A 25,015-nucleotide genomic window follows, 5' to 3' on the forward strand; every position below is an offset into this window, starting at 1 on the left:
TAACAGAGCCACCATCAAAGCCATCCATCGCATCCGTCAGACAATAGGTTAGCCTCTCACCACGGCGTAGGGCGTGACTTACATCCTTTGGCAGCACGCTATCATCACCAATGCTCACCAAAGCTCCTGATTCTCCCACGCTGTAAATTTTCATCTCACCAACCCGCGCTAATGACATTTGTAAATACTATCACGACATCAGCCCCCCGGTCCCCATGCCCTGCAACTCAGTCACCATCTCACTGACCGGCGTGGACTCACTGCCGCCATCCTTCTCGAGGCGATCTGCTTCGGCGGTCAGCTTGCGGGCCGCAGCCCGGATCCGGCGAGTGTCCTCCTCAATCTTCGGCACGCTCACCTCGTCGATGCGAAGGGCGCTCAGGGTGCGCTCGATGGACTCAATCCGCTGGATGTTGCGGTCGAGGGCTTGCTCGGCTTTCAGGATCTTGTCGTAGAGCGCAATCCGGTCGGTCATCTCGCTGGCCGTGACCAGGTCCTGCTGCAACCCCTTGAGCAGCTTGGTGACGGAGATGACGCGAGCCCGGGTGAAGTCCAGCTCGTCGCGTAATTGCAGCTCGCGGGCCTGGTCGAACAGCTCCTCGGCATCGAGGAACTTGGCATAACCGCCATGGGTCAGCGCCGGGCGGTCGCCGGGTTGCCACTTATTCGGTGGGTTCTGGTTGCCTTGGTTGCCTACGGACTCCCGATTTCCCTTGTCAAAGCGCCCATCTGGCTGGCGCCCCGAGTTGGTTTTCGAGTTCTGGTCCAAGCTGGCCGGGGTATAAGTGGATGCCGAGGACTTCTCCCCTCTTCGCTCTCCCCCTTTGGCCTTTGCCTCATTCCCTTTGGTTTGCGCACTTTGCGCAGATTGCGCAGTTTTGCGCACTTCGGAATGCGCAGATTGCGCAGCTACGCGAGATTTGTCAGGTTGCGCAGGGGATTGCCCCCGAGATTTCAAATAGCGACGCGCCGAGTTGTAGTTCAGGCCGCGGCTGTCACACCAGTCTTTCGCACTGATGCCTGTCGCTTCATGCTCCTGCAGGAACTCTGCATTGAGCTGTGCCCAGTCGGTCTTTGCCATTTAGATGGATAGCTCGCCTTCGACGATGGCATCACCAGGTACAGGCTCATGGGTAGCCGGTACTACGACGGAGACGCCAGTATTCAGGGTGACCAGGGCCTGACTCCCGTCATACTCCCTCACCTGAGTGATAACACCGGTCACGGTAATGCCATTAACCACCGCATCGCTCCAGTGCATCGAGATAGTCCAGTAGGTCGGCTGTGGATTCCCCAGAAAGACAAACCCCGCCATTAGCGGCGGGGTTCCATGTCAGCCTGGGTGTGGGTGGCGGGCAGTTCGCTGTGTGGCTTGGAGCTGTCTGACAACTGGCCAGAAGCAGCACCGAAACGCTCAGCAAAACGCCCCTGTGGGTCCGCATGATTCTTGTCATGGCTTTCCTGCACCTCCCTTGCCCTCTCCTGCTTAAGCCAACGGCCCAGAAGGGCCGTTAGAATGTCGAGCAGTTGGAGCAAGCTGTTCATGTTATTGCTTCCTGGCTTTCTCAGCCGGCAGGTTCATAGCCAGCTTGTCCAGCACCTTGGTCAGGCCAACCAAGAAGGCCTGCACCTTCCCGATCACCTCATCGTCCCGGGTGGACGGGGTGACGGCCGCGATCTTGGCCAGCCCCTGCACCACCATGGACGCGCCGCCCACTACAGCCATCAGGATGACAATCCAGTTGATGACCACCTGAACGATGTGTTCCATCGCACTCTCCTCTGCTGTTACCGGTTACCCGGCGATATTGGCAAGGCTTGCGCCTATGCCTCGGACTTCGAGAACTCTGCCGCAGCCATCACAGGCAATTCCCCTACAGGCTTCGGCTCACCGGCGGGCCAGCGGTATGCGGTTACCCGGGAGCGAGGGAACGCCTTCACGTTCACCGCGTCAGCTTGGTTGCCGCCCAATACCAGCAGATTGCCAGCCTTATCCTGCCCCACTACGAACCCAACGTGTCCGCCACCATCCCTGGAGAACACCACTACGCAGCCCGCCACCGGCTTTTCCAGCTTCTCCCCCCAGGAGGCATAGGAACGCGCACCCTCGAACCGGGTGGATTGAATGCCGACCCGCTCCAGGCACGCCCCGACAAAGGCGGCGCACCATGGGGTTTCATCGTCTTTGATCCCGCCCCGCTTGATGGCCTTCCACATCGCCACGATCTCGGGGTTGTGCTGGGGCCCCTTGATCTCCGTCAGACCGATATGCCGACGGGCCTCATCTACCCAACGCATTTTCACCATCACTCCTTCCCTCCCATCCAGCCGGTTGCCCGGCGTTCGTACAGCTCCAGTGCTTTCGACCCCATCAAGCCAGCCAGGCCAGCCATGAAGCCGCACAACGGGAGCGGGGCTGCGATGTACCAGCTCAGCAGCATGGTCAACATCCCGGCGAACCCTGACACCACCACCTGCAGCAGCGCCTCGGCCCATCGGAACTGCCTTCCCTCGCGTTTCACCGTCTGTATGTAGGTCACAAGCCCTCCCCATACGCTCAGCCCGCCGAATGCCAGATAGGCGAGCACGCTGTAGTTCTGTGGATCCTTGTCAGGCGTCATCGCCCCTCCAGAAACGACAAAGCCCGCACGAGGCGGGCCAGAAATGAAAAAGGCCAGGGTCACGGGGACTCTGGCCATCTTTGAGCAATACTAACGCCGGGGAGGGGTGGATTCAATCACTGCGTCTATTCATGGGGTTGCGCCTGCTCGGCGGCGAACTCTCCGCACCTAAGCCGCCCGCATCTCCCTCACCTGTCGGTCCATGATCTTTGACAGGTCTGACGCCTGGTGGATCACCTCATCAACAGCGCGCTCTACGGCCTGCCTCATCTCCTGCCCGAACCGGCGCGACACCAACTCTACGTGTGGCACGACCCGGCCGGTGCCGTGGCACTTCGGGCAGCCGTCACCCTTGCGCGGGCGGATCCCGGTGCCATTGCAGTGCGGGCAGCGCCCTGACTGCATCATCTCGGCGACACAGTGGTCATTGGCCAGGGACAGGATCTCGTTCCGCTCAGCCAGAAGGCGCTGGTACTCGTGATCATTGCCGGACCGGTGGGCGCGCTTGGCCTTCTCCATCACCACGGCGGCCCGGCGGCGCTCCTTGTCATAGTGAGGGTGGCAAAGTACCAGGTGATCCAGCTGCTCAGGCAGCGGGCGGCGCAGCAGGATAGCCATGGCCATGCCACCGGCATCGCTGCTGCCAAGAGTGGTGCAGAAGTGGGCCAGCAGCGACGCAAGGGCTTGTTCATCCCCCAGGTGGTCAGCCATAAGGAACTGAAGTCCTTGCGGGTTGCTCTTTGCGGCCACCTGCAGGGCTCCCAGAAACTCCTCCCTCCCCAGCGTACTGGAGCGACCAGACGAGGGTTCATGTAGTGCGCCTTTCGGTGAGAAAAGGCGCAGAGCCATTTCGATAGAGTTGGTCATGGTTTGGTCCTCTGGTCTGGGTCCTGATTGAAGGCGGCGAGCAGCCAGGCGCGCAACTGGCCGGATTTGATGTGTTCCGGGGTAACTTCCAGCACGGTCCACCCGAGCAAGGTGGCCTCGTTCATCTTGGCACGGTCCTCTACGAACCCCCTCCCCCGGGTGTGCCGGCCACCGGAGTGGATCCCGCCGTGGACCTCAAGGGCGATCATGCGGGTGGGCCAGGCGAAGTCGAGGCGCCAGCGGCGCTTGGGGTGAAACAACAGCTCGGTGGCGGGGTCAGGAAGGCCGACCAGCTGGGTCAGCACCTTGTCGTGCAGGGAGGTGACCTGCTGCGCCTTGCGCACCTGGTTGGCTGCGCTCCTGACCTTCGGGCTGCTACCCAGCAACCGGGTCGCATCGAGGGCGGATAGATGGATCACGCCGCCCTCCCGATGGTGTTCTTGCGCAGTTCAGCGACTTCCTGGGCCACCTGCTCCAGCAGGGTCTCCTCGCTGCCGTGCTCTTGCTGCCAGGAACGCGGTGCGGCGTGGAAGCCGGTGGGGTAGCAGGCGCGATGATGGCGAGGGCAAAGAGGCAGCACCTGGGTGTGAGCAGAGCGCTGGGCCATGCCAGACCCAGAGCGCACATGGTGAATTTCGGCGAGGCTCGCCCCCAGGCCAGCATTTCGGCAAGCAATGCAGCACAGAGAGCTCACATCGTCCAACCACTGCTTATCAGCCTTGGTCTTGCTCATGCTGCAGCCCTCCCGTAGGCCGCCACCCAGTCGAAACCTCGACGGGATTCATCCCCGAACTTCACGCCCTGCTGGGCGCCGAAGGATTGGGCCAGCTCAATGAGATCGCGCATCTCGCGCACGGTCATTTTGGAGGTGGACTTGCCCAGCACCACGAAGCCGTTACCGTCAATGTTCGGCACCACGTCCTGCTGGTACAGGGCGGCGGAGAGAACGTGCTTCCAGTCCTCCTTGGAGAGCTTGCGGCCGTGCCAGTTGACCTGCTCGGCGATGTCGGTCATTACCGCCCAAAACAGAGCGTTCTGGGCCAGGCTGCGGGTCATCTCCTTGATTTCGAGGACCAGCGGCTTGTTCTGGTCAACCGGCAGACTTGCTACCAGCTGGCAGGCGCGTGCGCGGATTTCAGGGCTGCGCAGGAAGTGCTTTGGATATTGGCTCATCCTCACCCCCGCTTGGCTTTGTTGCGGCGCTTGGAGGCGGCACGCTGACGCTGTGCGGCCCGGTCATTGCGCGGGTTGGGGATGCAGAAGCCATGGCCAGGCTTGAAATCAAGCGGGTTGAACCAGGGCGATTGGGCAGCAGTGGCGGCCAGAACGGCTGCGATAGCGTGGGTGAATCTCATGCTGCCACCGCCTTAGCCGCAACGGCCTCGGTGGTGGGGAACGGGGTCAGGTGGTAATGCCACACCTGCTTACCGTCGATATTCTGGTTGCTGGAGTGCTTCTCCCAGCCGTGGCAGCAGACTTCGCGCAGGCGGGCGCTGATGGCGGCCTGGGTGTCGGCGTGGCCGTAGCGGCTCCAGCACTCGCGCTCGATGTCGCGCAGGGTGCGGGCCTTGCCGTCGCTCATGATGGATATCACGCGCCCCAACTGGGTCGCGATGGATAGATCTCGGGTATGCGGTTTGGTCATGGTCGGGTCCTTTTGGTCAACGGCCGGGTGGTCTAGGTCCGGCACTGGCAATGGTACGGCGCGGTACCCCTTGTGTCACTGGTTGGCAAGGCCCTCCCCTTCGAAGTTATCCACAGCTCCAAACGAAGCATCACACCGCAACACCAGCACTGGCGCGGCTCTCAGCCGTGCGGCTTCCTCCGCCACTCGCTCCGGCGTCGTGCTCTGCACCAGCCAATGCCCTGCGCCACGCCGCTGGTCGGTGTATCCCAGCGCGGCGATCACGTCAGGATTGAAAAAATCAGCCATCCCACCCCCCTTTCGCTGGCTTGGATTTGCTGCGTTCCACTTCTGCAGCATGTGCCATGCGCGCAACCTCTTGCTGGTCGATATTTGAGATCACCCCATCATGGAACTGGCAGTAAGCGGTTCCCGTCTTACCGCCTCGGTTGAGCCTGACCAGCAACTCCATGACTCCTGCCATCGGGGAAGCCTCGTTATAGACCTCATCGCGATAACAGCCGATCCACACATCGCAATCCTGCTCGATCTGGCCGGTGTCACGGCTGTCGCTGGGAACCGGGCGTTTGTCTGCACGCTGCTCCAGCCCTCGATTGAGCTGAGTCAGCAGTATCACCGGGCAACCCATCTCCTTGGCTAGCATCTTGAGCGCCTTGGTTATCGCGCCGTAAGCCAGATCGTTACGCTCAGCCTTGTCGGCAGTCATCAGCGTCAGGTAGTCAACAGCGATCAGCCCGAGCTGACCGAACTGTCGCTTCAGCCGGCGACTCTCACGCACCACCTGGTGCACAGTCAGCCCAGGCAGATCTGCGATATGGAGTTTGGAGTTACCAAGCTCTGCGGCAACAGCGTAGGCCTTGTCCATCTTGCACTGGTCAGACATTGATTTCAGATGCTTGCCGGAGACACCGGACGCTTGCGATACCATGACCTCGAACAGCTCACCCCGTGTCATCTCCAGCGAAAAACCAACCACAGGGAGCTTCTTGACCAGCGACGTGTGGTTACACAGACTCGCCATCAGCGTGGTCTTGCCCATCTTCGGTCGAGCGCCGATACACACCAGCGCCGTAGGGCTGATCCCACCTGGGTAGAGCAACTCATCCAAGGACGCGATCCCCGTGGCATAACCGGTCATCTCCCCTGGGCGGCGGCTTGCCCGGCGATCCAGCTCATCACACCAGTCCCGCACGATTTCGCTGGCGTGTACCGCAATCCCGGTCACACCCCCAGAGCGCTTGGCATCGACCTCAGACAACAGCGACCCCATCGCAGCGAACCGCTCATCGGTGTTGCTGAATCCAGGCTCCATCATCGCCGCGATACAGTCATGCAGCTTGGCAACAGCGAAGCGCCGCTCTGCAGCGCTACGCACCATCCCCCCATAGGTCACGATGTTCGCCGCGCTTGGGGTGTTCTTGGCGATCTCGACTAGGTAGGCAAACCCGCCGGCAACATCGAGCTCGCCGTCCTGCTCGATACGGTGCTGCACTGTCATGATGTCAACCGGCTGCTTGGCGGCGATCAGTTGGGAGATCGCCCCGAAAATGATCTGGTGCGGGCGACTGTAAAAATCGCGCTCAGACAGGCCCAAGTCGTGGAACGAGTCAGCCCGCAGCATCAGCCCGCCCAGCACAGACTGCTCCGCCTCGAAGTTGTGAGGGGGCACAAACCCCATTGCATCACTCGTCATTGAACCGCCCCTCCCGCACGCCCAGATAACACCGCTCGGTCACCAAAAAATCCAAGTTCTTCGGCTTCCAGGCCGACTCGCCATCGCGGCGCGGGCGGCTCTCGCACATCCAGCGGCAGTTCTTGGCGATGAAATCCAAGTAGGCGCGCCAGCGGGTCTCGTCGAACTTGAACTTGGTCCAGAAGTTCCTGATTTTGGTTTTGCGAGAATCGGTCAGCTCACGGATGGCTGGCATCTCTGGGAGGACTTCGTGATAAGCGTCCAGGATGGCTTGGTAGGGCGTGTTTTTCCCTGGTCGCTTTTCGGGGATTACTGCTGGGGGTTCAGCGCAAGCTGATGCCCCATCAGTGGTTGTCTTTACTGTCTTTGGTATATTGTCTTTTGTGTGTCCGATTACCTCTGACACATGTGTCATGGTTTCTCTGACACTTTCTGTCATGGTTTCTCTGACAATGTCAGACTTCCTATGACACTCTGAAATGTCCCATTCGCTCAGGTTCTTGTTGGGTCCAATCTTGCTACCTTCCCACACTAGAACCTTCATGCGAATCAGCGTGTTCTTAGCCAGGCTAACTGCCTGCCGAGACAGCTTTGTGCGCTTTGCTATCTGGCTATCAGCAATGCGATCTACCTTTTTGTTGAACCCATAAGTGCAACGGCAGATAGCATGCGCAATCTTTTGCTCGTTCTTGCTTAAATCAGACTCAATGAGTGCGTCATACAGTTCGTTGGCTAAGCGGGTATAGCCATCGTCAAGGTCTGCCACACGAACCTCCTGTGGGGTACTCTGTGGGCGTCTATCTGGAAACTTCAAAAGCGCCGCCATCTCACACCCCCAGCTCATCAGCAAGCTGGCGCACGGCCAGCTCGTACTCACGCTGGGATAACCCCATTGCTTGCAATTCCCGCTTCTTGAGCTCATAGAGCTCCCAGGTGGCAACGGATGAGGTGTTAACCATAAGCCACCTCCTGCTCGGTGTACTCACAGGTGGGGCACTCGTAGGCGCGGTCATTGGTGCCGGACTGCAGATCACTGCCGCACAGTGGGCAGTGGTTGAGGTCGTTCAGCAAGGGGTGGCCCCCATGGGCCATGGTTGAATTGGTCATTGTTGGGTCCTGTGGTGTTTAAGCTGCCAGCTGGTGAGGCGGGCAGGTGCTGCTTATGCGCTGGGTTGTGCTTCGGCACGCTCCAGGGTGCGGGCTTCCAGCTCGCGGGCCAGGCGCATGGCCTGCCGGTCGGTACCGGCGGCATGCGCAGTCGAAATCAGCGGCTCGTCGAGGGCTAGGGCCAGCTCGTGCATGACCGACTTCAGGATGATGTTGTCGCGATCGCTGACGTGCTGGGATGCCGGGCGCGGCGGACGTAATTGCATGGTCATGGGTTACCTCCCGAGGACAAAGTTGATGAGTTTTTGCAGGGGGCGCAGCGGGCGCTCCTCGTTGTAGGCGGCCTCGTCTGCTTGGCTGAACTGGAGCAGGCCGCGCTCGGGCAGACCGGAGCCATCCAGGATCTCCTCGACGGTGACGGGCGGAAATCCCTGGTCAAGCAGGCTTCGATTGGCCCGTTTGACGGCCCTCGCCAGGATCTGGGGTTCGTGCTGAGATATGGCCTTGAGCAGGATCAGCAGCGAGGTGCGGGCAAATGCGGTTTCAGTCATGCCACACTCGGCGCCGACTTCCTGCCATACCTGGCGCTGAGCTGGGGTGCCGCGCACCCGCAGCGGGGAGCGGGTGCTCATATTTTCATGATCGGGGAGCGATACTCTTCCCATGGGGTTGGTCCTCTGTGTTGGGTGAGAAAGCTGGCCGGTGGTCAGGCGGCGATGGGCTTCAAATAGCCAAGGTCGATCAGGCGTCTGGTCAGCCACTGCTGACCTTTGCCGGTCACCATGGGCGTGAAGGTGGGGACGGTCTCATCGTTATGGGTGCGGGTGCCCTCCTTGACGGTGAAGTACCCACGCTCGATGTAGTCCTGGAATGGCAGGTTGTGCCGATTCCCGCCGCTCATCAGGATGCGGTGTTCGCGCAACGCCCGGAACAGCACGTTCTGGCCGAGCCCAACGGCGCGGGCGTAGTTGCCGATATTGACGCCCTTGTCGTCACCGGCAACGCGATCGGCAAATGCCACCTTGGGCGCCTGCACTGCCAGCAGGTGGTTTTTCTGTTCCACCTCCAGCGCGAGGCGACCCGCTTCAAGCAGCGCGGCGGCATAGGTCTGCGGGATCTGCGGCCCCTGTTGGGATTCCAGCTCCTGCCAACGGTCCACAATCTGGGCGGTAAACTCGGGGCAGTTCTGGGCCACCAGGATCAGCGAGTCGCGCTTATTGAGTCGGTATTCCTCATAGATGTTGCCGTTGTGGGGGAACTCTTGCGTTGCAAGGGTTCCGATAACACCAGAGGCAGCAAGGCGTTGGGCGGAAATTTTGATGTTGCTATGTTGCTTACCAAGCAGCTCCGCAATCTCGCGGGTGCCCATGGTCATTTCGGTGTTTGCGATAAGGCTCAGATTGGTCATGGTCTTGGGTCCTGTGGATGGTTGGGCGACTGGTTAGGCCGCTTGGTTGGGTTGATAACGACCGGCAGCCCTCACCTCATCAGGCGAATAAGTCCCGCCAGACAGGTCGCTGATGATCTCGGAGTAATTCGTCTCCCCGGTAAATTCAGTGCGGGGAAGACAGTCGCGAGCCAGCCACTTGTATACCGCGCGCGGGCTAATCTTCGCCGCCTTGGCGATATGGATGACTCCGCAATGGGAGATAATGGTCTTGAACGATGACATGATATGCCTCCTTGATGTACTCACAGTTCATAATAAACGTGAACTGATTGAGACTCAAGATATCGTTACGATTGAACCCATGGTACAAACTAACGATGAAAGGGCAGCCTTCGCCCAGCGACTCCAAAAAGCAGCTAACGCTGCTGGCCTGCCAAGTCGTGGCCGAGGCGCAAAAATAGCCCAACACCTCGGGGTCACCCCAAAGGCCGTCAGCAAATATTTTAATGCTGAGGCCATCCCTGCGCGTGACACCATGATCGCCCTGGCCAACATGCTCGGGGTGTCGGTTTCCTGGCTTCAATACGGTGAATCGGAGTTGGAGTTAATGACCCGCACACCGCAGCGGCTGATCCCAGTGCTCGATTACGTTCAGGCGGGCGCCTGGACGGAGGCTTGCGGGGCCACTGATATTGATGGCAGCACCGAATACATCTATGCGGATCCACGAATGGGGAAAAATGCGTTTGCCCTGCGCGTCAAAGGCGACAGCATGTTGCCAGAGATCCGCCCCGGCGATGTTGTGCTCATTGACCCAGACGCAAGCCCCCGCCCCGGGGAGTTTGTGGTTGCCAAGAACGGCAACGGCGAGGCCACGATCAAACAATACCGCCCGCGCGGAGTGAATGATAAGGGTCAGGAGTGGTTCGAGCTGGCACCGCTCAATGATGTATTCCCAACCATGAGATCAGACCTGCAAACGATCCAGTTGATTGGCGTCGTGGTGGAGCATCGGCGCAGCACCAGAAAGGCGTTATAAGCAATAGGGAGGAACCCCATGCAGATGGAAGACGTGCTCACGCTATTGGGTTTGGCAGGGGGCGTTTACTGGCTGGTCAACAACCGAACAAAAACCAGCACACGCGAAACAATCACCGAGCGGAAAACAATACTCACTGACTCGGGCTCAATCACCTATGAACGCCAGCGGGAAATAGACTCCAAGCAGATGGCGATCATGCGAGAGGGGGTACGTCAGTTTGAAAAAAGCAAAAACGTCCCCCCCGTCAATACCGAGCCCCAGCAAGCGATAATCAACCGCGACACGGCCACCCATCTCACCGCTATCGCCAGCACAAAGGCCAATAGCCCGGTGACAACCCACAAACCTATCCAGCAACAACCCATTGAGCGGCCTGCCCCTCAACCACCAACGACAGTAACCCGCACAACCTACAGCGTGATTGATGAACCCCCAGCCAAGGGTGTTGTGATCGAGGCGATAAAAACTACCCCACAATCAGTCAAACGCTGCCCTAAGTGCCGGAAAACCAAGCCCACCCCTTCGTTCCGCTCCAACTCAAACACCCCGGACGGCCTGACAAAATGGTGTATCGACTGCATGACCTCGCCAGGCGAAGAGCGCCATTATAAGATTTGCCCTAAGTGCGGTATGCGCCGCCTGAAAACAAACTTTGAAGAAAATAAGAACAGGCCTGATAAGCTAACCAAATGGTGCCGTTACTGCCTGAATCGCAAGTAGCCACGACCCCACCAAAAGCCGCGCAATGCGGCTTTTTTTATGCCCGCAGAAAAGCGCCCACAGAAAGAGCGAAAAAAAACTTGCATTAAATGAACCGCGAGTACACTATAAACCGCATCAGGTACACGTTGTACTGAGCACCGCCAGGGCGACAGCATCGACCGGTAGCCAGACGTAACAAATTCAGTACCACCCGGCAACAGGACCCAGCCCCAACCAGGGCAGCAGTGAAGCGCCTGACCAGCGCGTAAGAACGACAAAGCCCGCACAAGGCGGGCTTCGAAGGACCGGGTACCACCCGGTCAGTGAAAGCCGAGGGACCAACCCCAGCAATCAGGACCCAGCATGACGAATCAACTGGGAATTAGCGAGGACCAACTCGCCAACAACGGAGACTGTATCATGACCAGACGCCTTTTTTCCAGGGCCGCGAAACGCGCCGACCAGATCGTAGCCGCCATTGCCGACCGCCTGAACGGCAACGCTGCTCGCCGCCGAGCCATCAAGCAACGCTTGGCGGTTGCCATGATGGCCACCGAGCGGCACCAGATTGTTGCTGCTCGAGCCGCCCAGCTTCGCAACACAGGTTTCACCAGGCACAGCGCCCTCCTCCACTGGCGCATACAGTTTCACCGCAACGCCATCTGACCCGGGTCTGGCGCTTCCCTCATAGCGCCGTAGCCAAAGCCTCTTTCTCAAGCACCGCAAGGATGCTTTGGCTTCGCTCACGCCTAATTCGGCTGGGCCTGCTCTTTAACAACCTGGAACCGGCTCACAACCACGAATCCCGATGCCGGTAGGGATGCGCCGATACCCCGTTAAAACCGGAAAGCGGTGCGTGAACGTGAACGATTTATCACTCGATTATTGCGACATCAACACAACAGGGAGTGCGAACGATGTGACCGAAAGCCGTTAGAAGCGGCCAATCCATGCGCCAATAGTGATGGCGCCCCGAGCTCCCCTCGTGGGAGGCCAGCTTTGCATCTGGTCAGGGTCAATAAACCAAGCGGCATGGGTAGAGCAGTCCACAAATCTGGGGTGGACACCTGTTATTAGCGGCGATATCGCGACAGTACGAACGGCTGACCAGGCGGCGCCGGATGACGTAACCGGCAAGCCCGCTGGCAACAGCGGGTATCCCAAGGCGGCTCCGGTGGAGCTGGCAACACCATAGCGTCGAAGCTGTGGCCGCCTTCGGATAACCAAGAGGACCCAGACCATGAAAAATCTGACCGAAGCCCAGCTGATGGGCTTTCGCGGCGCGATGGTGCCACCCACCCGCCGCAAGTACCACGTAGATGCCGCCCCATCCGCCGAGCAAAAGCGGATGGCCAAGACCAAAGCCGCCACCCGCCGCGCCATCGAGGAGTATCACGAACGGCGCACCCTGCGACTGGAAATGGAGATGTAGCCATGACCAACGAAACAGCCCTGCTTGCCCTGCTGGAGAGCCAGGAGGCCGAGGCCAACGCCAAGGCCGAGTGGATCGCCGAGTGGGTCGCGACAAACCGCCCTCTGCTACTGGCCGGGATGCTTGAAACCGACCCGGCCACCCTGCTCGCCGAGGTAAATGCCGACCAGCACCGCCACTACAACCAGGCTATCTGGCTGCTGATGCACGAAGGCCGGCAAGCACCGCTGACGCAGTTCATTGACCAGGTGGTCGATGCAGGGCTGGCAGAGCTCGCTCAGGCCGCCTGGCGCAGTCACCTCGCCGCCCTGCACGACGCCATGAGCGACCAGCAATGGGAGCAGTACCAGCAAAGGAGCGCAGCATGAAAACCACAGAAACTGGCATTTTAACGCTGGTGCGAGATCACGCCTTCTGGGCCGATGAGGTTCGCAGGCTAAAGGCGCTGGGTTCTGAGGCATATTCTCGGTGCAAAAGCGTTGATACAGCTGGAGAGGGAAGTAACTTTCACTCCTTTGGCACCCCATGCCTCGAGACGGTTGTGAATGAATACCGGTCACTAAAACAAGACCCTTACGAATGCATTGAGTTCGAAGAGTTCTATCGGGAGTGCGTCGATAAGGATGAGGTTTGTTGCTGGTGCCAGAAAGTGCGCGAGTACAAATTGAAGCGAGTCAGGGCGAGGGTGAGGCTTGGCCAAATTAGAAGCGCCATCACTCGCATAGGTCGCAGACTGACAGCAGAAGGAGGTCCTCTATGAACGCCTTCGCCGACACGTCCGCCGCACACCCGCTGGGCCGGGTGTTCGGCCTCTCCAACGAGGAGTACCACGCTGGCCCCGGGGTCAGCAAAAGCCAGCTCGACCAGATCGCCGAAAGCCCGGCCACCTACATCTGGGCCAAAAACGCCCCGCTCGATGAAGAGAAGCTCAAGGCCTTCGACATGGGCAGCGCCATCCACTGCCTGCTGCTGGAGCCCGACGAGTTCAAAGACCGCTTCATCATCGCCCCACCGTTCAACCGCCGCACCAACGCCGGCAAAGCAGAAGAGGCAGAGTTCCTGGCCAGCTGCGCCGAGCTGGGCAAGACGGTGATGGATGCCGAGGAGGGACGCAAGCTCTACCTGATGCGCGACAGCGTGATGGCCCACCCGGACGCACGCTGGCTGCTGGAGCAGGAAGGGCACAGCGAGGCCTCCTTCTACTGGATTGACCCCCAGACCCAGGAGCTGTGCCGGATCCGCCCCGACCGCCACCTGAGCAATCACCCCATCATGATCGACGTGAAGTCGGTGGACGATATGGGGCGCTTCGAGCGCCATGTCGAGGACTTCCGCTACCACGTGCAGGATGCCATGTACTCCGAAGGCTTCCACCGGGTGATGGGCGAGGAGCCGGAATTCGTCTTTCTGGCTGTCAGCACCAGCGTGAACTGTGGCCGCTACCCGGTGCGGGTGCGCCCCCTGACGGATGACTGGAAGGATGCGGGCAAGGACCTGTTCCGCCGCGACCTCCATCGCTTCCACGACTGCCGGGTCAACAACGACTGGCACGACTTCAAACCCCTCCAGCGCCCAGCCTGGGCGACAAGGAAAGCAGCATGAGCAACATCACCAGCCTCAAACAGCAGGCGGCCGATAACTTCGCCGCCCAGTTCCCCATTCTTGTCCAGCGAGGCATCGACGAGCCGACCTGGAACGCCCTGTGCAACACCATTTACCCGGGAGCCAACCCCGATTCGGTGGTCATGGCCATCGACTACTGTAAGGCGCGCGGCCTGGATATTCTGCTCAAGCCGGTCCACCTCGTCCCCATGCAGGTAACCGATGCCCGCAGCAAAGAGAAGGTCTGGCGGGATGTGCCGATGCCCGGGATCGGCATGTACCGGATCCAGGCCGATCGCTCCGGCAACTACGCGGGGGCCGATGAACCCGTGTTCGGGCCGGATGTCACCGAAGAGTTCCAAGACCCCTACAACCAGAGCGCCAAGATCAAGGTCACCTACCCGCAGTGGTGCAAGTACACCGTCTATAAGATGGTCAACGGCCAGCGGGTTGCCTTCCACGCCCTGGAGCGCTGGAAGGAGAACTACGCCACCCAGAGCGGCAAGACCGAGTGCCCCAACGCCATGTGGCGCAAGCGGCCCTATGCCCAGCTCGCCAAGTGCACCGAGGCGCAGGCGCTGCGCAAGGCCTGGCCGGAGATCGGTAGCGAGCCCACCGCCGAGGAGATGGAGGGCAAGGAGATCATCATCAACGAGATCCCAGGTAGCCAACCGCAGCATGGCGCACCGGCAAAGAGCCGCACCCTGGATGCCATCCGCGGCCAGAGCACCGAATCGGTCACCCTGGAGCATGAGCAGATGGCCGAACCCGCCCAGGCGGACCACGCCAACGCCTACGCCGACCACTGCGCCGCCATCGAGGGGGCATGTGATACCACCGAATGGCAGCAGGCCTACACCACCGCCTGGACCTGGGCCAACGAAACCGGCGACCAGAACATCATCGCAGGTATCAAGCAGATCGCCGGCGAGCGCAAGAAGCAACTCAGTGCCGGGAACGGCGCCCAGCAATAACTCATCAGGCCCGCTCACTGCGGGCCTTTTCAATCCTAAGGACCCGTCATGACCGAACAAGCCAAGACCGACAATACCCAAGCCCAGCTGGTTGTCATCGAACCCACTACCGCCGTCGCCCTGTTCACCGAGGGCCAGGGCGTGGCTGAACTGCTGGCCGACATCCGCCAGAAGGCAACCAGCCTGGTACCCGACATCACCACCGCCAAGGGCCGCAAGGAGATCGCCAGCGTCGCCCATGCTGTCGCCCGCACCAAGACCTACCTGGACGGGCTCGGCAAAGAGCTGACCGACCAGTACAAGGAGATCCCCAAGCGCATCGACGCCAACCGCAAAACCCTGCGCGACACCCTGGACACCTTGAAAGACGAGGTGCGCGCCCCGCTCACCCAGTACGAAGCGGCAGAGGAGGCCCGGGTGGCAGCACTGCAATCCCGACTGGCCCGCCTCAATGAACTGGGATCCTCTGCCAGTATCGAGATCGCCGCCGCCGACCTGCAGGTCATGCTGCAGGAGGTCGAGCAGAACGCCCTGGACGACTCCTGGCAAGAGCTGCTGCCCCAGGCGACCGTCGCCAAGGAGCTCGCAACCAAGCGCCTCGGCGAGGCCCTGGCAGCCCGCCAGAAGTACGAAGCCGAACAGGCAGAGCTGGAACAGCTGCGCCAGAAGCAGGCCGAACAGGATCGCATCGACCGCGAGCGCCTGATAGCCGAGCAGGCGGCGGAGCAAGCCCGCCTTCAGGAAGAGAATCGCCAGCGCCTGGAGCGTGAAGCCGCCCAGCACCGCGAGCAGGAGGCCCAACGCCAAGCCCAGGTCGCCCGTGAACGTGAAGAACAAGCCCGGCGCGATGCCGAAGCCGCCGAGCTGGCCCGCCAGCAGGCCGAAGCCAACGCCGCACGCATGGCAGAGGAGGCTGCTGCCCGCGCCGCAGAGCAAGAGCGTCAGCGCATCGAGCAGGAGCAGGCACGCAAGCAGCAGGAAGACGAGCGTCGCGCCGCCGACATGGAGCACCGCCGCACCGTCAACAACGCCATCCTGATGGACCTGATGGGCCTAGGGATCGATGAGGGGAAAGCCATCAACCTCATCAAGCACATCGCCAGCAACAAGATCGACCATCTGACCATCAACTACTGATCACCCGCCCCGCCACCAACGGTGGCTTTTGCACTTCCAGAGGACCAACCATGACCACGCTGAACCCCAGCGAGGCTACCAGTCTCGCCCTGCACACCCTCACCAGCCAGATCCGCAACATCCTGCTGATGCCGGACGGCCCGGCCAAAGCCGCCATTGGCAGCTTTGAAACCCTGCTCACTGCCAACCTGACCATGATCAGCGAGGCGGCCAACGCCCACATCGACGAGTTCAACACCCTGATCGGCGAGCTGGAAGGCCGGGATGGCGAGCTGCTCACCCAGGCTGCCCTGGTCAGCCAGCTGCGCCAGCAGGTAGCCGAAGCCGAGCAGCGCATTGCAGCAGCACGGCAAGAAGGCGCCGCCGAGCTGGAGGCCATGGCAGACGAGCTCTACAAGGCCCAGCGCATCCTGAACGATGTCCAGACCAAGTACGGCGCCCTGCAGTACGCCACCCGCCAGCTCGAGCGTCAACTGGCCGACCTCAACGCCATTGATCCGGCAGGCATGAAACGCCGCATCAAGGAGAAGAACGAGCTGCTGGAGGAGCAGCGCACTGCGATCGCCAAGCACAAGAGCAACGAAGCCTCCTACCGTGCGGAAGTGTTAAAGCTGGGGCGCCGTATCAGTGAGCTGCTGAGCGCCATCAACGAGCAGGATCGCGAGCTGGAGCGCCGTCACACCATCATCATGGAGCTGGAGAGCGCCCGAGCCGCTAAGCTGATCTGGCACAAACACCTCGGCAAAACCTACAAGGGTGAGGATGGCACGCTCTGGGACGTATACATGGTGGATCATGGCCTGAAATCAAACCTCCCCTACCTCATCAACGACCTCAGCTGGAAGCTGCACGCCATGAAATCCGATGGCTCCGGCTGCTCGGTCATGCTGAGCCAGTGGATGAACCCCATCTACCCGGCGCCCTATGGTTCCGGGGCCCCGGACGACATGACTCGGGACATCTTCGCCTTCATGCAGGAGGCCCTGGAGCAGAGCCATCCCCACCTGTTGCCGCGCGCCACTTGGGCCAAGACGGTAAGCATTCATGAATGCGGCCTTCCGCCGCGCGTGATCAGACCGCTTGAGCAAGCCGGGCTCGACACCCTCTACAAAGTGTTGAGCAATCAGGGAGCTGCACTGAATAAGGTCAGGGGGATCGGCGCGAAGCTGGTAGGCCAGATCGTCTACGCCTGCGAGCTCAAGGTGAAGCTGTGGGAGGAGCAGTTTGCAGCTGGCCAGCACGCTGAGCAGCACAAGGAGGCAGCGTGAAACCGAAGCTCGAGAACCGCGCCATGCAGGCAATCCTCCGGTATAGCGAGACGCGGCAGGAAGTCGAAAGGCTCACCGGCGAGATCGCGTTTGAGCTGGAGCAGTGCCCGCAGGAGGCCGACTACCCGAAGCGCCCGCATCTGATCGAAGCCTACACGGCTACCACCACTGAGGATCACTATGGCGGCCACCAGTCAGAGCGCCGGCTAACCATCGAGGAGGCCGCCGAATACCTAGACGAAATCGCGAGCAGCGGGATTTGTGGGCACTGCCGAAAGGCCCACACCCTAATCCAGCAGCGCAAAAAGGCGCGGATCCGGCACGGTCGCGCCAAGGCAACCATCACCAAACTTGGCCGAGAGCTCCTTGAGGTAGGTGCAGCAGAGGGGGAGACAGCATGAGCGACTATCGCGGCTCCACCACTCCAGAAGCCACCCGCGACATGACCCAGACACCGCTCTGGCTGTTCCGGGCGCTGGATCTGGAATTCAACTTCGCCCTCGATGCCGCCGCCCTGCCGGAAACGGCGCTCTGCGAGAAGTTCCTGACGCCAGATATCGACGCCCTGAGCGTGGACTGGGGCGACTTTATCAGCCCGTCGGCGCGGGCCCCATGGGCCTGGCTCAATCCACCCTACTCCGATATCGGGCCGTGGGTTGAGAAGGCCATCGAGCAGCAGGGGCGCGGCATTGGTACCGTCATGCTGGTACCCCAGGACACCAGCACGGAATGGTACCCCGGTGAGCGCGCCAGCGAAGTTCGCCACATCACCGGCTACCACGATGCCAATGGCAAATGGCGCAACGGCCGGGTGAGCTTCATCAACAAGGCCACCGGCGAGGAGATGAAGGGCAACCCCAAGGGCTCCATGCTCCTCATCTTCGCTCCAAACTGGCGCGGTGAATGCCGGATCCGCGATGTCAGCAAGCTGACACTGCTGCTGGCCGGAGCAGAGCCCATCAGCGTTGCCGCCTGATACCCCCAACCCATCCACCGCTATCCCCACAGGAACGGTGGGTATGTCGAGGACCCCCATGAAAGCCACGGAAAACCCCTACTGCGGTGCAGTAGTCATCGGGTTGGGCGTCGTCATGCCCGATCCCAAGCAGCCCGGCAAGTTCGTTCTGCCAGGCGGCATCACCTGCGACAGGCAAACCGCCGAGGCCGCAGCCAAGAAGCTCCACGACCTGCAGGCCAAGAAAGCCCGCAACTAACCGACCAAAGGACCCAGACCATGAACCATTCCGTTATCAAATCCGCCAGCATCTACAGTGCCAAGCTCCCAGCCATCGCAGCAATGCGCGAACACCTGGCCGAGCTCTCCTTCACTCCGCTCACTGAAAATCAGCTCAGCTGCTCCGGGTTCGAGAACAACCAGGTGACCGGCGAGCTTGTTACCAACCTGCCAGGCGTCGGCTACGCATTCGTCGTGCGCCAAGATACCAAGCTCATTCCGACCAAGATCGTCAACCGCAAGCTCAAAGAGCGCGTTGATGCGCTGATCAGCTCCGGTCTGCGGGAGAAGGTTACTCGCAAAGAGAAACTGGCCATGAAGGACCAATTGATTGTTGAGATGGCCGCCACGGCTGAATATGAAACCACGCTCATCCACGCCCTGTACGACCAGAGCAACGAGTTGCTGTACCTCAACACCACCACCAAGCGCCCGCTCAAGGTGGTCATGCACCTGCTGGTGAAGTGCATGGGCTCCCTCAAGACCCAGACCATCCACATCGACGACATCAAGATGGGGATCAGCAACCGCCTGAAAGACTACCTGACCGATAGTGCAGAGCGCCCGGAAGCGCTCGGCCCCTTCTCCCCGCTCCAGTTCGTCAAGCTCAAGTCTGCCGACACCGCGCAAGAGATGGTGACCTTCAAGGGCATGGATCTCAACGGGGATCGCGCATCCGATGTGGTTTCTCTGCTGGAAGCTGGCTACCAGGTGGAAGAGCTGGAGCTTTGGCACGAACCCATCAGCTTCAAGCTGAACAGTGATTTTAGCCTGCGCGCCATCGCCATGCCGGATTACGACTCCGACGATGACGCCGATGACTACGCCCACCACTGGCGCCAGTGCAACGCTGCAAACCTCATCCTGCTGTCGAAGGCCATCACCGACCTCTGCACCATGATGGACTACCAAGCCCCGGCAGAGGAGAAGGCGGCATGACCGACATCACCATTACCGACACCAAAGAGGTCTGGGTGGTTTACACCAACACCGACCTCACCGAGGGGCGTGGGCATGAGTACCCGATCCACGTCTGCGGATCAGCATCCACCGCCGCACGCATGGCGACACGCAAGGGCGTCCAGGGGAGCGACGCCAACGTCAGCAAGGAGATCGCCGTGAAGGTGCGCGGCAGTTGGCTGGCGCCGGTGAGCATCATCGAGCCCAACGACGCAGATCGCCGCGCTGACGCGCTCAACGCCGAGCGGCTGCGCGTTATGGACAAGGCACGGGCCGCTGGCCTGACGGACGACGAAATCAGAATGCTGGGGGATGTATGAACGAACACACCAAGGGCCTGCTGCGGGTGGGCCATTCCGGGGCGGTTGTGGCAGACCACCCCGTCCCAGAAATGAGCGGCAGCGATGCCGTCGAATACTACGGCGGCCACTTGGTCGCCGAGTCAGTCACCGCCGCCAATGCCCGGCGGCTGGCAGCTTGCTGGAATGCCTGCGACGGTTTCACCACCGAAGAACTAGAAGCTCACACCGGGCCTCGCCTCCTGCGCGCTCGCCTTGAGGGTGCATTCGCTAGAATCAACGAGCTGCTTAGCGAACGGAATCGGGTTGGCATTGATATCAGTAGTGCCATTCTCTCCGGCATCGTCCCAGACCGTCACCCTCTGCGCTCGCGACTGGAGCTGCTGGCAAACCACCACAAGCACGAGCAGGCACTGGCGGAGTTGTTGCGGCGTGCGCGCAGGTACGTTTCTCCGCTATCGTGCCCTGAGTCTGAAATACAGATCGTGCAGTCGATAGTGTCCAGCATCGACTCTGTGCTGGCTGGCCAGGTGCCGGAACTCACAAGCTTGCCAGATTGCACCGAGGTAACCCGCACCGCGCCGAAGCGCATCTGGTTGCAAGTGAGCGATGACTTTGGCGATCACAATGAACCGTTCCCCACCAGGGATGAGTTGGGGAACCGCGAGGTAACCTGGTGCGCCGATAGCGTGGGAGGTACCCAAATAGAGTATCTGCGCGCTGATTTGGCACACTGGATTACAAAACCAGCCCGCATTGGAGGGGTCGTGTTCCGGCCAGGGGTCAAGGTGGCAACGGTCATTGAGGCAGCCTACCGATCAGCCGAGAACTACCAGCAATGCCCGGCCAAATTCCAAGCGCTGCAGCATGCCATTCTCGGCAAGTTGCCAGAACTGTCTGCAGATATGTTGCGCGAGATCCAGCTCACTGGTCCTGTCGTGGTCATAGATAAGCCAGGCGTGTCGGAAGACTCGCAGGACGCATGGAGAAGGATGCTCTCCGCAGCCCCTAAGCCAGAATCGGTGAAAGTCCGCACCATCACCGAAGGCCAGGAGTTCGAGCTCACCACGGTGCTTCAGTCCATCGCCAACGGGTTCAGTGAGGACCCAGCCCACGACGCCGCAGCGCTGCTCAAGCGGATCGCCGGGGAGGTGCCGTGGACGGGTGACTCCTTCCAGCTTCCGCCACGACAAGTGGGGCTGCCTTGCAACCAACAACCCTCCCTGGCCGGACAAGTTTTTGCCGGGCTTAGTGCAGCCACCGCATTGTCAGTGCTCGATGCAAACTCAGCTGCAGATGTGGTGCAGCTGATGTTGGAGGCAGCAGAAGCCAAAGGAGGTGAGCCGTGCGATTCCGCGAGCCCATCATCCAGCCCGGCCTGACCCGCACCGAAGCCGAAGAGACCCGCGCCAGATACCTCCGCATCAACCCCGGCGCCCGGGTCACCATCGACAGCCAACCCGACAATCCCCAGCTCAAGACCCTGATAGCCCACCTCCCCGTACTGCCCCTCCGGCAGGTGCTGGCGCCGGGCTTTATCGGGTACCGCGGCTGGCGGGCATAACCAGATCCCCGGCCTGCCCGGGGCTTCCAATTCAAGGACTCACCATGGCGAAAATCTACATAGCCGGGCCTATCTCAGGCCTGCCGAACTTCAACCGCGACGCCTTCAATGCCGAGGCGCACCGCCTGCTTGGCCTGGGCCATGTGGCCCTAAACCCGGCGATCCTGCCGGATGGGCTGGAGCAACACGAATACATGGCCATCTGCATCGAGATGGTCAAGATGGCAGATCAGCTGGTCATGCTGCCTGGCTGGGAGCGCAGCGCCGGCGCCAGAGCAGAGCACGCCCTGGCCATCAAGATCGGCAAGACCATCATCCTCCCCGTGCCGCACTTGGCTGACGAGGTGGCGGCATGACCAGACAGCGGGCCGCCGGGCTCACCATCCTGGCGCTCAACACCCTGGCCGCACTGATGGTGCTGACCCTGCTGTAATAGCGGCCCTTCCTTCAACTCAATCGGCGCCCCATCCTCTGGGACAGGAGGGCCACGCCATGCAACAACTTCAACTGACCATCGACCAGGACAGCCAGCTTCTCAACGAGCTGGTCAGCGCCGTGCGCTCCCCCACCCTTTCCCGATCGGCCAAGCTCGCCGAGATCGGCCGCATCCTGGCGCACTTCGACCTGCCTATCGAAGCGCCCCGGGTTGCCGGCCAGCTATGGAGCGCCACCGAGCTGGGCAAGGAGCTGGGGGTCAGTGCCCAGGCCATTGGCCGGCTGGCCAACCAGCACCAACTCAAACGCCCGGCGTTCGGGGAGTACCGCCTTGACCAGGCGGTCAGCAGCAGGAAGCAGGTGGAATGCTTCCTCTACAACCGAGCGGGCCGGGATGAAATCACCAGACTGACGAGGACCAACAACCATGGGAACAGCAGCAGACCCGGCGCAAACCCACATTCAGGGCCAGCTCATCATAATGAGAATGCCTGACGCCATCCCGCTCAGCACCTACCTGAGCACTATCGAGCTCACCGACCGGGACACCATCAACAAGCGGATCCAGCGCGGGATATGGCAGTTGGGGGTTCACATCGTCAACGTGGACGGGGTAAAGGAGCGTTGGGTCAACATCGCGGAGGTAACCAAGTGGGCAATGAAAAACAGCTCCCACGCGGCGTAACGGTCCGCGGGGAGACGATCAACATCACCTTCACGTTCAAGGGGGTTCGCTGTCGTGAGCCCCTGTCCAACTTGCCGAACACCACCGCCAACGTGCGCTACGCCTCCCGCCTGCTCGGGGAGATCCAGGGCAAGATAGAGCGGGGTCAATTCGCCTACGCCGACTACTTCCCGAAATCCAAGAAGCTGCGGATGTTCGGCGGCGCCTCGATCGCCGCCAAGGTGGCCGACTACCTGGACGAGTACCTGCAGCGTTGTGAGCTCCGGGGGCTGAGCCCATCCACGATGGTTGGGTACCGCAAGTGCCACAAGGCGCTGGCCGATCTGCACGGGATCACCGTCTCGGAGCTGACCCCCGCCCAGGTGAAAAACTGGCTGATCAGGGGAGGCACTACCGCGAAGACGGCCCGCAACCGGCTGTCGTTCCTGCGCAGCGCCATCGACGAGGCTGTCACGGATGGTTTGCTGGCATCAAACCCTGTTTCTCTGGTGACCGTTTCCCGGTATTTGGACGGGAGTTCAGTTCCCGAACAGGGAGCCAAGGACGTTGACCCCTTCACCCCGGAGGAAGTGTCCGCCATCCTCTCGACAGCCCACGGCATCAATGAGCAGTGGGCCAACCTGTTCGCCTTCGCGTTCGCAACCGGGATGCGGCCGTCCGAGCTGTGCGCCCTTCGCTGGGAGGCCATCGACTGGATCGGTAACACCGTGCAGGTATCTCGCGCCAAAGTGGTCGGAGTCATCAAGACCACCAAGACCCGGGCCGGAACTCGCACCATCGAACTGACCGGCGAGGCGCTGGCGGCGCTGACCAGCCAGAAGCGCTTCACCTTCATGCGGGGGGAGTATGTCTTTGACGACCCCAAGCTCAACCAGCCCTGGGCCGGGGCCGACGCCATCAGGAAGAAAGCCTGGCTCTACACCCTCAAGCGGTCAGGCGTTCGCTACCGCCACCTCTACCAAACCCGCCACACCTTCGCCACCGCCAACATCAGCCGCGGCTGCAACCTGTTTTGGCTCTCCACCCAGATGGGACACAAGGGGCCAGAGATGCTGTTTCGGCACTACGGATCCTACCTTGCCGAGTACGACGGCCAGACAGCAAAAGCGCCAATCCTGATCCAAAATCCAACCGGAAAATAAAAAAGTCTTATAGTTCAATTGGTAAAGCTGCACAGTCCGGGGGTTCAAATCCCCCCAGCTCCACCAAATACCGGTCCAACAGTGACCAACGAAGTCCAAGAAACCCGCATAGCATAAGGCTTTGCGGGTTTTTTGTTGTCTTACGCTGTCCAATGGGGTGCGTTGCCATCCAGCCCTTTTAGGCATATCGTTAGGCATATCGTTTTGTATGCCTTCCGGAGCGTATGCCTATGCCTCGTATCACCCGTCCCTTATCCCCAACCGAGATCAAAGCAGCCAAGCCCAAAGAGAAGGAATACACCCTCTGCGACGGGGCTGGTCTGGAGCTCGTCATCAAGCCCAATGGCTCCAAGTTGTGGCGCCTGCGTTACTACCGCCCCCTAACTAAACAGAGAAACATGATCAGCTTTGGCTCCTGGCCGGAGATGTCGTTGGCTGAAGCGAGAGAGAAACGCTCCGAAGCCAAAACGTTGCTGCAACAAAACATCGATCCCCAACACCATCGTGATGAGCAGGCATCCGCTGCGTTATCACAGAGCGAGCACACCTTTGAAGCCGTCGCCAAGCGCTGGTTTGATGTTAAGCGCCCTTCCGTCACCCCGGCATATGCCGAGGATCTCTGGCGTTCGCTCGAAATGTATCTGTTTCCGGAGATCGGTACTGTGCCCGTGATGGAGATAAAGGCGCAGCGGACAATCAAGATCATCGAGCCCATCGCCGCCGCAGGAAAACTTGAAACCGTGCGTCGCCTCACCCAGCGGGTGAACGAGATCATGACCTTTGCCGTTAACTCCGGCCTGATCGATGCCAACCCTTGCTCGGGGATCAGCAAGGTGTTTCAGCGGCCAGCCAAGCAACACATGCCCAGCATTAACCCCAACCAGCTACCAGAACTGATGAACCGGCTTTCCAAAGCAAGCATCAATTTGCAGACCCGCTGTCTCATCGAATGGAGCCTGCATACCTTGGCTCGCCCCAGCGAAGCAGCCGGAGCCCGGTGGGCAGAGATCGATATGGAAAAGAAACTCTGGCGGATTCCACCAGAGAGGATGAAGAAGCGCAGAGGTCATGACGTACCCTTGACGCCACAGACACGTAAGTATTCACCGGAACAGTATTGACACAGGAAAAATGAGACGATCGTCTCTTGATCCCACTTTCCTGCTTGCTTGATCCTGCTCCTTAGATACGCTCCCCCCATGAGCAAAAACACCAT

General features: G+C 60.5%; 42 protein-coding genes. 21 read left to right on the forward strand and 21 right to left on the reverse strand.

From position 1 onward, the window contains the following. Positions 1–190 precede the first annotated feature (190 nt). The 21 genes from ACNPAA_RS10480 to ACNPAA_RS10580 all read right to left on the reverse strand — a co-directional run bounded on the left by ACNPAA_RS10480 (position 191) and on the right by ACNPAA_RS10580 (position 9,605). The gene (locus ACNPAA_RS10480) at positions 191–769 is read right to left on the reverse strand and encodes a hypothetical protein (protein ID WP_417891742.1); all 579 of its coding nucleotides are present in this window, start codon (positions 767–769) and stop codon (positions 191–193) included. Positions 770–1,081: 312 nt separating this feature from the next. Then, a complete protein-coding gene (locus ACNPAA_RS10485; RefSeq protein ID WP_395263681.1) occupies positions 1,082–1,243 on the reverse strand; it encodes a hypothetical protein in 162 nt (53 codons plus the stop codon). A gap of 71 nt (positions 1,244–1,314) precedes the next feature. Next, the gene (locus ACNPAA_RS10490) at positions 1,315–1,545 is read right to left on the reverse strand and encodes a hypothetical protein (protein WP_210558058.1); all 231 of its coding nucleotides are present in this window, start codon (positions 1,543–1,545) and stop codon (positions 1,315–1,317) included. 1 nt (position 1,546) lies between these two features. Beyond that, positions 1,547–1,771: a hypothetical protein gene (locus tag ACNPAA_RS10495; RefSeq protein WP_417891743.1), complete on the reverse strand. Its 225-nt coding sequence runs from the start codon at positions 1,769–1,771 to the stop codon at positions 1,547–1,549. Positions 1,772–1,824: 53 nt separating this feature from the next. Continuing rightward, positions 1,825–2,307, reverse strand: a complete 483-nt coding sequence (locus tag ACNPAA_RS10500) for a TIGR02594 family protein (protein WP_113070507.1) — start codon at positions 2,305–2,307, stop codon at positions 1,825–1,827. Next, positions 2,307–2,621: a phage holin family protein gene (locus ACNPAA_RS10505; RefSeq protein ID WP_042880552.1), complete on the reverse strand. Its 315-nt coding sequence runs from the start codon at positions 2,619–2,621 to the stop codon at positions 2,307–2,309. Before ACNPAA_RS10505 ends, ACNPAA_RS10500 begins: the two co-directional genes overlap by 1 nt. 168 nt (positions 2,622–2,789) lie before the next feature. Further along, positions 2,790–3,488: a TIGR02642 family protein gene (locus tag ACNPAA_RS10510; RefSeq protein ID WP_182954114.1), complete on the reverse strand. Its 699-nt coding sequence runs from the start codon at positions 3,486–3,488 to the stop codon at positions 2,790–2,792. Beyond that, a complete protein-coding gene (locus ACNPAA_RS10515) occupies positions 3,485–3,907 on the reverse strand; it encodes a hypothetical protein (protein ID WP_417891744.1) in 423 nt (140 codons plus the stop codon). The genes ACNPAA_RS10510 and ACNPAA_RS10515 overlap by 4 nt, the downstream gene beginning before the upstream one ends. Next, positions 3,904–4,221, reverse strand: coding sequence for a Ref family recombination enhancement nuclease (locus tag ACNPAA_RS10520; protein WP_417891745.1), 318 nt, complete (start codon positions 4,219–4,221; stop codon positions 3,904–3,906). The genes ACNPAA_RS10515 and ACNPAA_RS10520 overlap by 4 nt, the downstream gene beginning before the upstream one ends. Continuing rightward, a complete protein-coding gene (locus ACNPAA_RS10525) occupies positions 4,218–4,661 on the reverse strand; it encodes a recombination protein NinB (protein ID WP_264098072.1) in 444 nt (147 codons plus the stop codon). The genes ACNPAA_RS10520 and ACNPAA_RS10525 overlap by 4 nt, the downstream gene beginning before the upstream one ends. 2 nt (positions 4,662–4,663) lie before the next feature. Beyond that, positions 4,664–4,843 carry a hypothetical protein gene (locus ACNPAA_RS10530; RefSeq protein ID WP_143237284.1) on the reverse strand — a complete coding sequence of 60 codons (180 nt, stop codon included), beginning with the start codon at positions 4,841–4,843 and terminating at the stop codon, positions 4,664–4,666. Beyond that, entirely contained in the window at positions 4,840–5,133 is a 294-nt protein-coding gene (locus tag ACNPAA_RS10535; RefSeq protein ID WP_111896631.1) for a hypothetical protein, read from the reverse strand. The genes ACNPAA_RS10530 and ACNPAA_RS10535 overlap by 4 nt, the downstream gene beginning before the upstream one ends. A 75-nt stretch (positions 5,134–5,208) precedes the next feature. Beyond that, positions 5,209–5,421 (reverse strand): hypothetical protein, encoded by a 213-nt coding sequence (locus tag ACNPAA_RS10540; RefSeq protein ID WP_417891746.1) that lies wholly within the window; start codon positions 5,419–5,421, stop codon positions 5,209–5,211. Continuing rightward, the gene (locus ACNPAA_RS10545) at positions 5,414–6,826 is read right to left on the reverse strand and encodes a replicative DNA helicase (protein ID WP_045789802.1); all 1,413 of its coding nucleotides are present in this window, start codon (positions 6,824–6,826) and stop codon (positions 5,414–5,416) included. Before ACNPAA_RS10545 ends, ACNPAA_RS10540 begins: the two co-directional genes overlap by 8 nt. After that, complete coding sequence (locus tag ACNPAA_RS10550) at positions 6,816–7,592, reverse strand: replication protein (RefSeq protein WP_417891747.1); 777 nt, start codon at positions 7,590–7,592, stop codon at positions 6,816–6,818. The genes ACNPAA_RS10545 and ACNPAA_RS10550 overlap by 11 nt, the downstream gene beginning before the upstream one ends. A 61-nt stretch (positions 7,593–7,653) precedes the next feature. Continuing rightward, entirely contained in the window at positions 7,654–7,785 is a 132-nt protein-coding gene (locus ACNPAA_RS10555; protein ID WP_109421920.1) for an adenylate cyclase, read from the reverse strand. Next, positions 7,778–7,933, reverse strand: a complete 156-nt coding sequence (locus tag ACNPAA_RS10560) for a hypothetical protein (RefSeq protein WP_202040915.1) — start codon at positions 7,931–7,933, stop codon at positions 7,778–7,780. The genes ACNPAA_RS10555 and ACNPAA_RS10560 overlap by 8 nt, the downstream gene beginning before the upstream one ends. Before the next feature lie 53 nt (positions 7,934–7,986). Then, on the reverse strand, positions 7,987–8,205 hold the full coding sequence (locus ACNPAA_RS10565; protein WP_417891748.1) for a hypothetical protein: 219 nt from the start codon (positions 8,203–8,205) through the stop codon (positions 7,987–7,989). A 3-nt stretch (positions 8,206–8,208) separates the two neighbouring features. Then, positions 8,209–8,598 carry a hypothetical protein gene (locus ACNPAA_RS10570; protein ID WP_417891749.1) on the reverse strand — a complete coding sequence of 130 codons (390 nt, stop codon included), beginning with the start codon at positions 8,596–8,598 and terminating at the stop codon, positions 8,209–8,211. Between the two features lie 41 nt (positions 8,599–8,639). Then, positions 8,640–9,341 (reverse strand): phage antirepressor KilAC domain-containing protein, encoded by a 702-nt coding sequence (locus ACNPAA_RS10575; protein ID WP_264818117.1) that lies wholly within the window; start codon positions 9,339–9,341, stop codon positions 8,640–8,642. Positions 9,342–9,374: 33 nt separating this feature from the next. After that, entirely contained in the window at positions 9,375–9,605 is a 231-nt protein-coding gene (locus tag ACNPAA_RS10580; protein WP_104452578.1) for a hypothetical protein, read from the reverse strand. Between ACNPAA_RS10580 and ACNPAA_RS10585 the strand changes: the two genes are divergently transcribed. From ACNPAA_RS10585 to ACNPAA_RS10685, 21 genes are all read left to right on the forward strand, one after another. Beyond that, positions 9,592–10,362, forward strand: a complete 771-nt coding sequence (locus tag ACNPAA_RS10585; RefSeq protein WP_264818116.1) for a LexA family protein — start codon at positions 9,592–9,594, stop codon at positions 10,360–10,362. The two genes, ACNPAA_RS10580 and ACNPAA_RS10585, sit on opposite strands and share 14 nt — an antisense overlap. Before the next feature lie 18 nt (positions 10,363–10,380). Beyond that, positions 10,381–11,085 (forward strand): hypothetical protein, encoded by a 705-nt coding sequence (locus ACNPAA_RS10590; RefSeq protein ID WP_104452577.1) that lies wholly within the window; start codon positions 10,381–10,383, stop codon positions 11,083–11,085. A gap of 345 nt (positions 11,086–11,430) precedes the next feature. Next, entirely contained in the window at positions 11,431–11,733 is a 303-nt protein-coding gene (locus ACNPAA_RS10595) for a hypothetical protein (protein WP_417891750.1), read from the forward strand. 574 nt (positions 11,734–12,307) lie between these two features. Beyond that, positions 12,308–12,499: a PA3496 family putative envelope integrity protein gene (locus ACNPAA_RS10600; RefSeq protein WP_210556666.1), complete on the forward strand. Its 192-nt coding sequence runs from the start codon at positions 12,308–12,310 to the stop codon at positions 12,497–12,499. Positions 12,500–12,501: 2 nt separating this feature from the next. Beyond that, the gene (locus ACNPAA_RS10605; protein WP_223954923.1) at positions 12,502–12,867 is read left to right on the forward strand and encodes a hypothetical protein; all 366 of its coding nucleotides are present in this window, start codon (positions 12,502–12,504) and stop codon (positions 12,865–12,867) included. Between the two features lie 388 nt (positions 12,868–13,255). Next, entirely contained in the window at positions 13,256–14,101 is an 846-nt protein-coding gene (locus ACNPAA_RS10610) for a PD-(D/E)XK nuclease-like domain-containing protein (protein WP_417891751.1), read from the forward strand. Next, positions 14,098–15,075, forward strand: coding sequence for a phage recombination protein Bet (gene bet, locus ACNPAA_RS10615; RefSeq protein WP_171269030.1), 978 nt, complete (start codon positions 14,098–14,100; stop codon positions 15,073–15,075). The genes ACNPAA_RS10610 and bet overlap by 4 nt, the downstream gene beginning before the upstream one ends. Positions 15,076–15,123: 48 nt before the next feature. Then, positions 15,124–16,212, forward strand: coding sequence for a hypothetical protein (locus tag ACNPAA_RS10620; RefSeq protein WP_113736119.1), 1,089 nt, complete (start codon positions 15,124–15,126; stop codon positions 16,210–16,212). 50 nt (positions 16,213–16,262) lie between these two features. Then, positions 16,263–17,480, forward strand: a complete 1,218-nt coding sequence (locus tag ACNPAA_RS10625; RefSeq protein ID WP_417891752.1) for a hypothetical protein — start codon at positions 16,263–16,265, stop codon at positions 17,478–17,480. Further along, positions 17,477–17,881, forward strand: coding sequence for a hypothetical protein (locus tag ACNPAA_RS10630; protein WP_128296010.1), 405 nt, complete (start codon positions 17,477–17,479; stop codon positions 17,879–17,881). Before ACNPAA_RS10625 ends, ACNPAA_RS10630 begins: the two co-directional genes overlap by 4 nt. Beyond that, on the forward strand, positions 17,878–18,456 hold the full coding sequence (locus ACNPAA_RS10635) for a phage N-6-adenine-methyltransferase (protein ID WP_322130523.1): 579 nt from the start codon (positions 17,878–17,880) through the stop codon (positions 18,454–18,456). The genes ACNPAA_RS10630 and ACNPAA_RS10635 overlap by 4 nt, the downstream gene beginning before the upstream one ends. A gap of 43 nt (positions 18,457–18,499) precedes the next feature. Then, complete coding sequence (locus ACNPAA_RS10640; protein WP_417891753.1) at positions 18,500–18,694, forward strand: hypothetical protein; 195 nt, start codon at positions 18,500–18,502, stop codon at positions 18,692–18,694. A gap of 20 nt (positions 18,695–18,714) precedes the next feature. Next, a complete protein-coding gene (gene rdgC / locus ACNPAA_RS10645) occupies positions 18,715–19,653 on the forward strand; it encodes a recombination-associated protein RdgC (RefSeq protein ID WP_201955713.1) in 939 nt (312 codons plus the stop codon). Then, positions 19,650–19,994, forward strand: coding sequence for a hypothetical protein (locus ACNPAA_RS10650; RefSeq protein WP_219143824.1), 345 nt, complete (start codon positions 19,650–19,652; stop codon positions 19,992–19,994). Before rdgC ends, ACNPAA_RS10650 begins: the two co-directional genes overlap by 4 nt. Beyond that, positions 19,991–21,355: a hypothetical protein gene (locus ACNPAA_RS10655; protein ID WP_417891754.1), complete on the forward strand. Its 1,365-nt coding sequence runs from the start codon at positions 19,991–19,993 to the stop codon at positions 21,353–21,355. The genes ACNPAA_RS10650 and ACNPAA_RS10655 overlap by 4 nt, the downstream gene beginning before the upstream one ends. Next, the gene (locus tag ACNPAA_RS10660; protein ID WP_017411486.1) at positions 21,319–21,537 is read left to right on the forward strand and encodes a hypothetical protein; all 219 of its coding nucleotides are present in this window, start codon (positions 21,319–21,321) and stop codon (positions 21,535–21,537) included. Before ACNPAA_RS10655 ends, ACNPAA_RS10660 begins: the two co-directional genes overlap by 37 nt. A 44-nt stretch (positions 21,538–21,581) precedes the next feature. Continuing rightward, the gene (locus tag ACNPAA_RS10665) at positions 21,582–21,893 is read left to right on the forward strand and encodes a DUF4406 domain-containing protein (protein WP_045789785.1); all 312 of its coding nucleotides are present in this window, start codon (positions 21,582–21,584) and stop codon (positions 21,891–21,893) included. 136 nt (positions 21,894–22,029) lie between these two features. Next, positions 22,030–22,467: a hypothetical protein gene (locus ACNPAA_RS10670; RefSeq protein WP_043163220.1), complete on the forward strand. Its 438-nt coding sequence runs from the start codon at positions 22,030–22,032 to the stop codon at positions 22,465–22,467. Next, on the forward strand, positions 22,460–22,657 hold the full coding sequence (locus tag ACNPAA_RS10675) for a hypothetical protein (RefSeq protein ID WP_042642185.1): 198 nt from the start codon (positions 22,460–22,462) through the stop codon (positions 22,655–22,657). Before ACNPAA_RS10670 ends, ACNPAA_RS10675 begins: the two co-directional genes overlap by 8 nt. Further along, complete coding sequence (locus ACNPAA_RS10680) at positions 22,624–23,799, forward strand: site-specific integrase (RefSeq protein WP_143237260.1); 1,176 nt, start codon at positions 22,624–22,626, stop codon at positions 23,797–23,799. Before ACNPAA_RS10675 ends, ACNPAA_RS10680 begins: the two co-directional genes overlap by 34 nt. A gap of 230 nt (positions 23,800–24,029) precedes the next feature. Continuing rightward, positions 24,030–24,920 carry a phage integrase central domain-containing protein gene (locus ACNPAA_RS10685; RefSeq protein ID WP_417891755.1) on the forward strand — a complete coding sequence of 297 codons (891 nt, stop codon included), beginning with the start codon at positions 24,030–24,032 and terminating at the stop codon, positions 24,918–24,920. Positions 24,921–25,015 lie beyond the last annotated feature (95 nt).

The organism is Aeromonas sp. PS2Canimalfood6, from assembly GCF_048276795.1.
In the GTDB taxonomy this organism is placed as follows: domain Bacteria; phylum Pseudomonadota; class Gammaproteobacteria; order Enterobacterales; family Aeromonadaceae; genus Aeromonas; species Aeromonas caviae.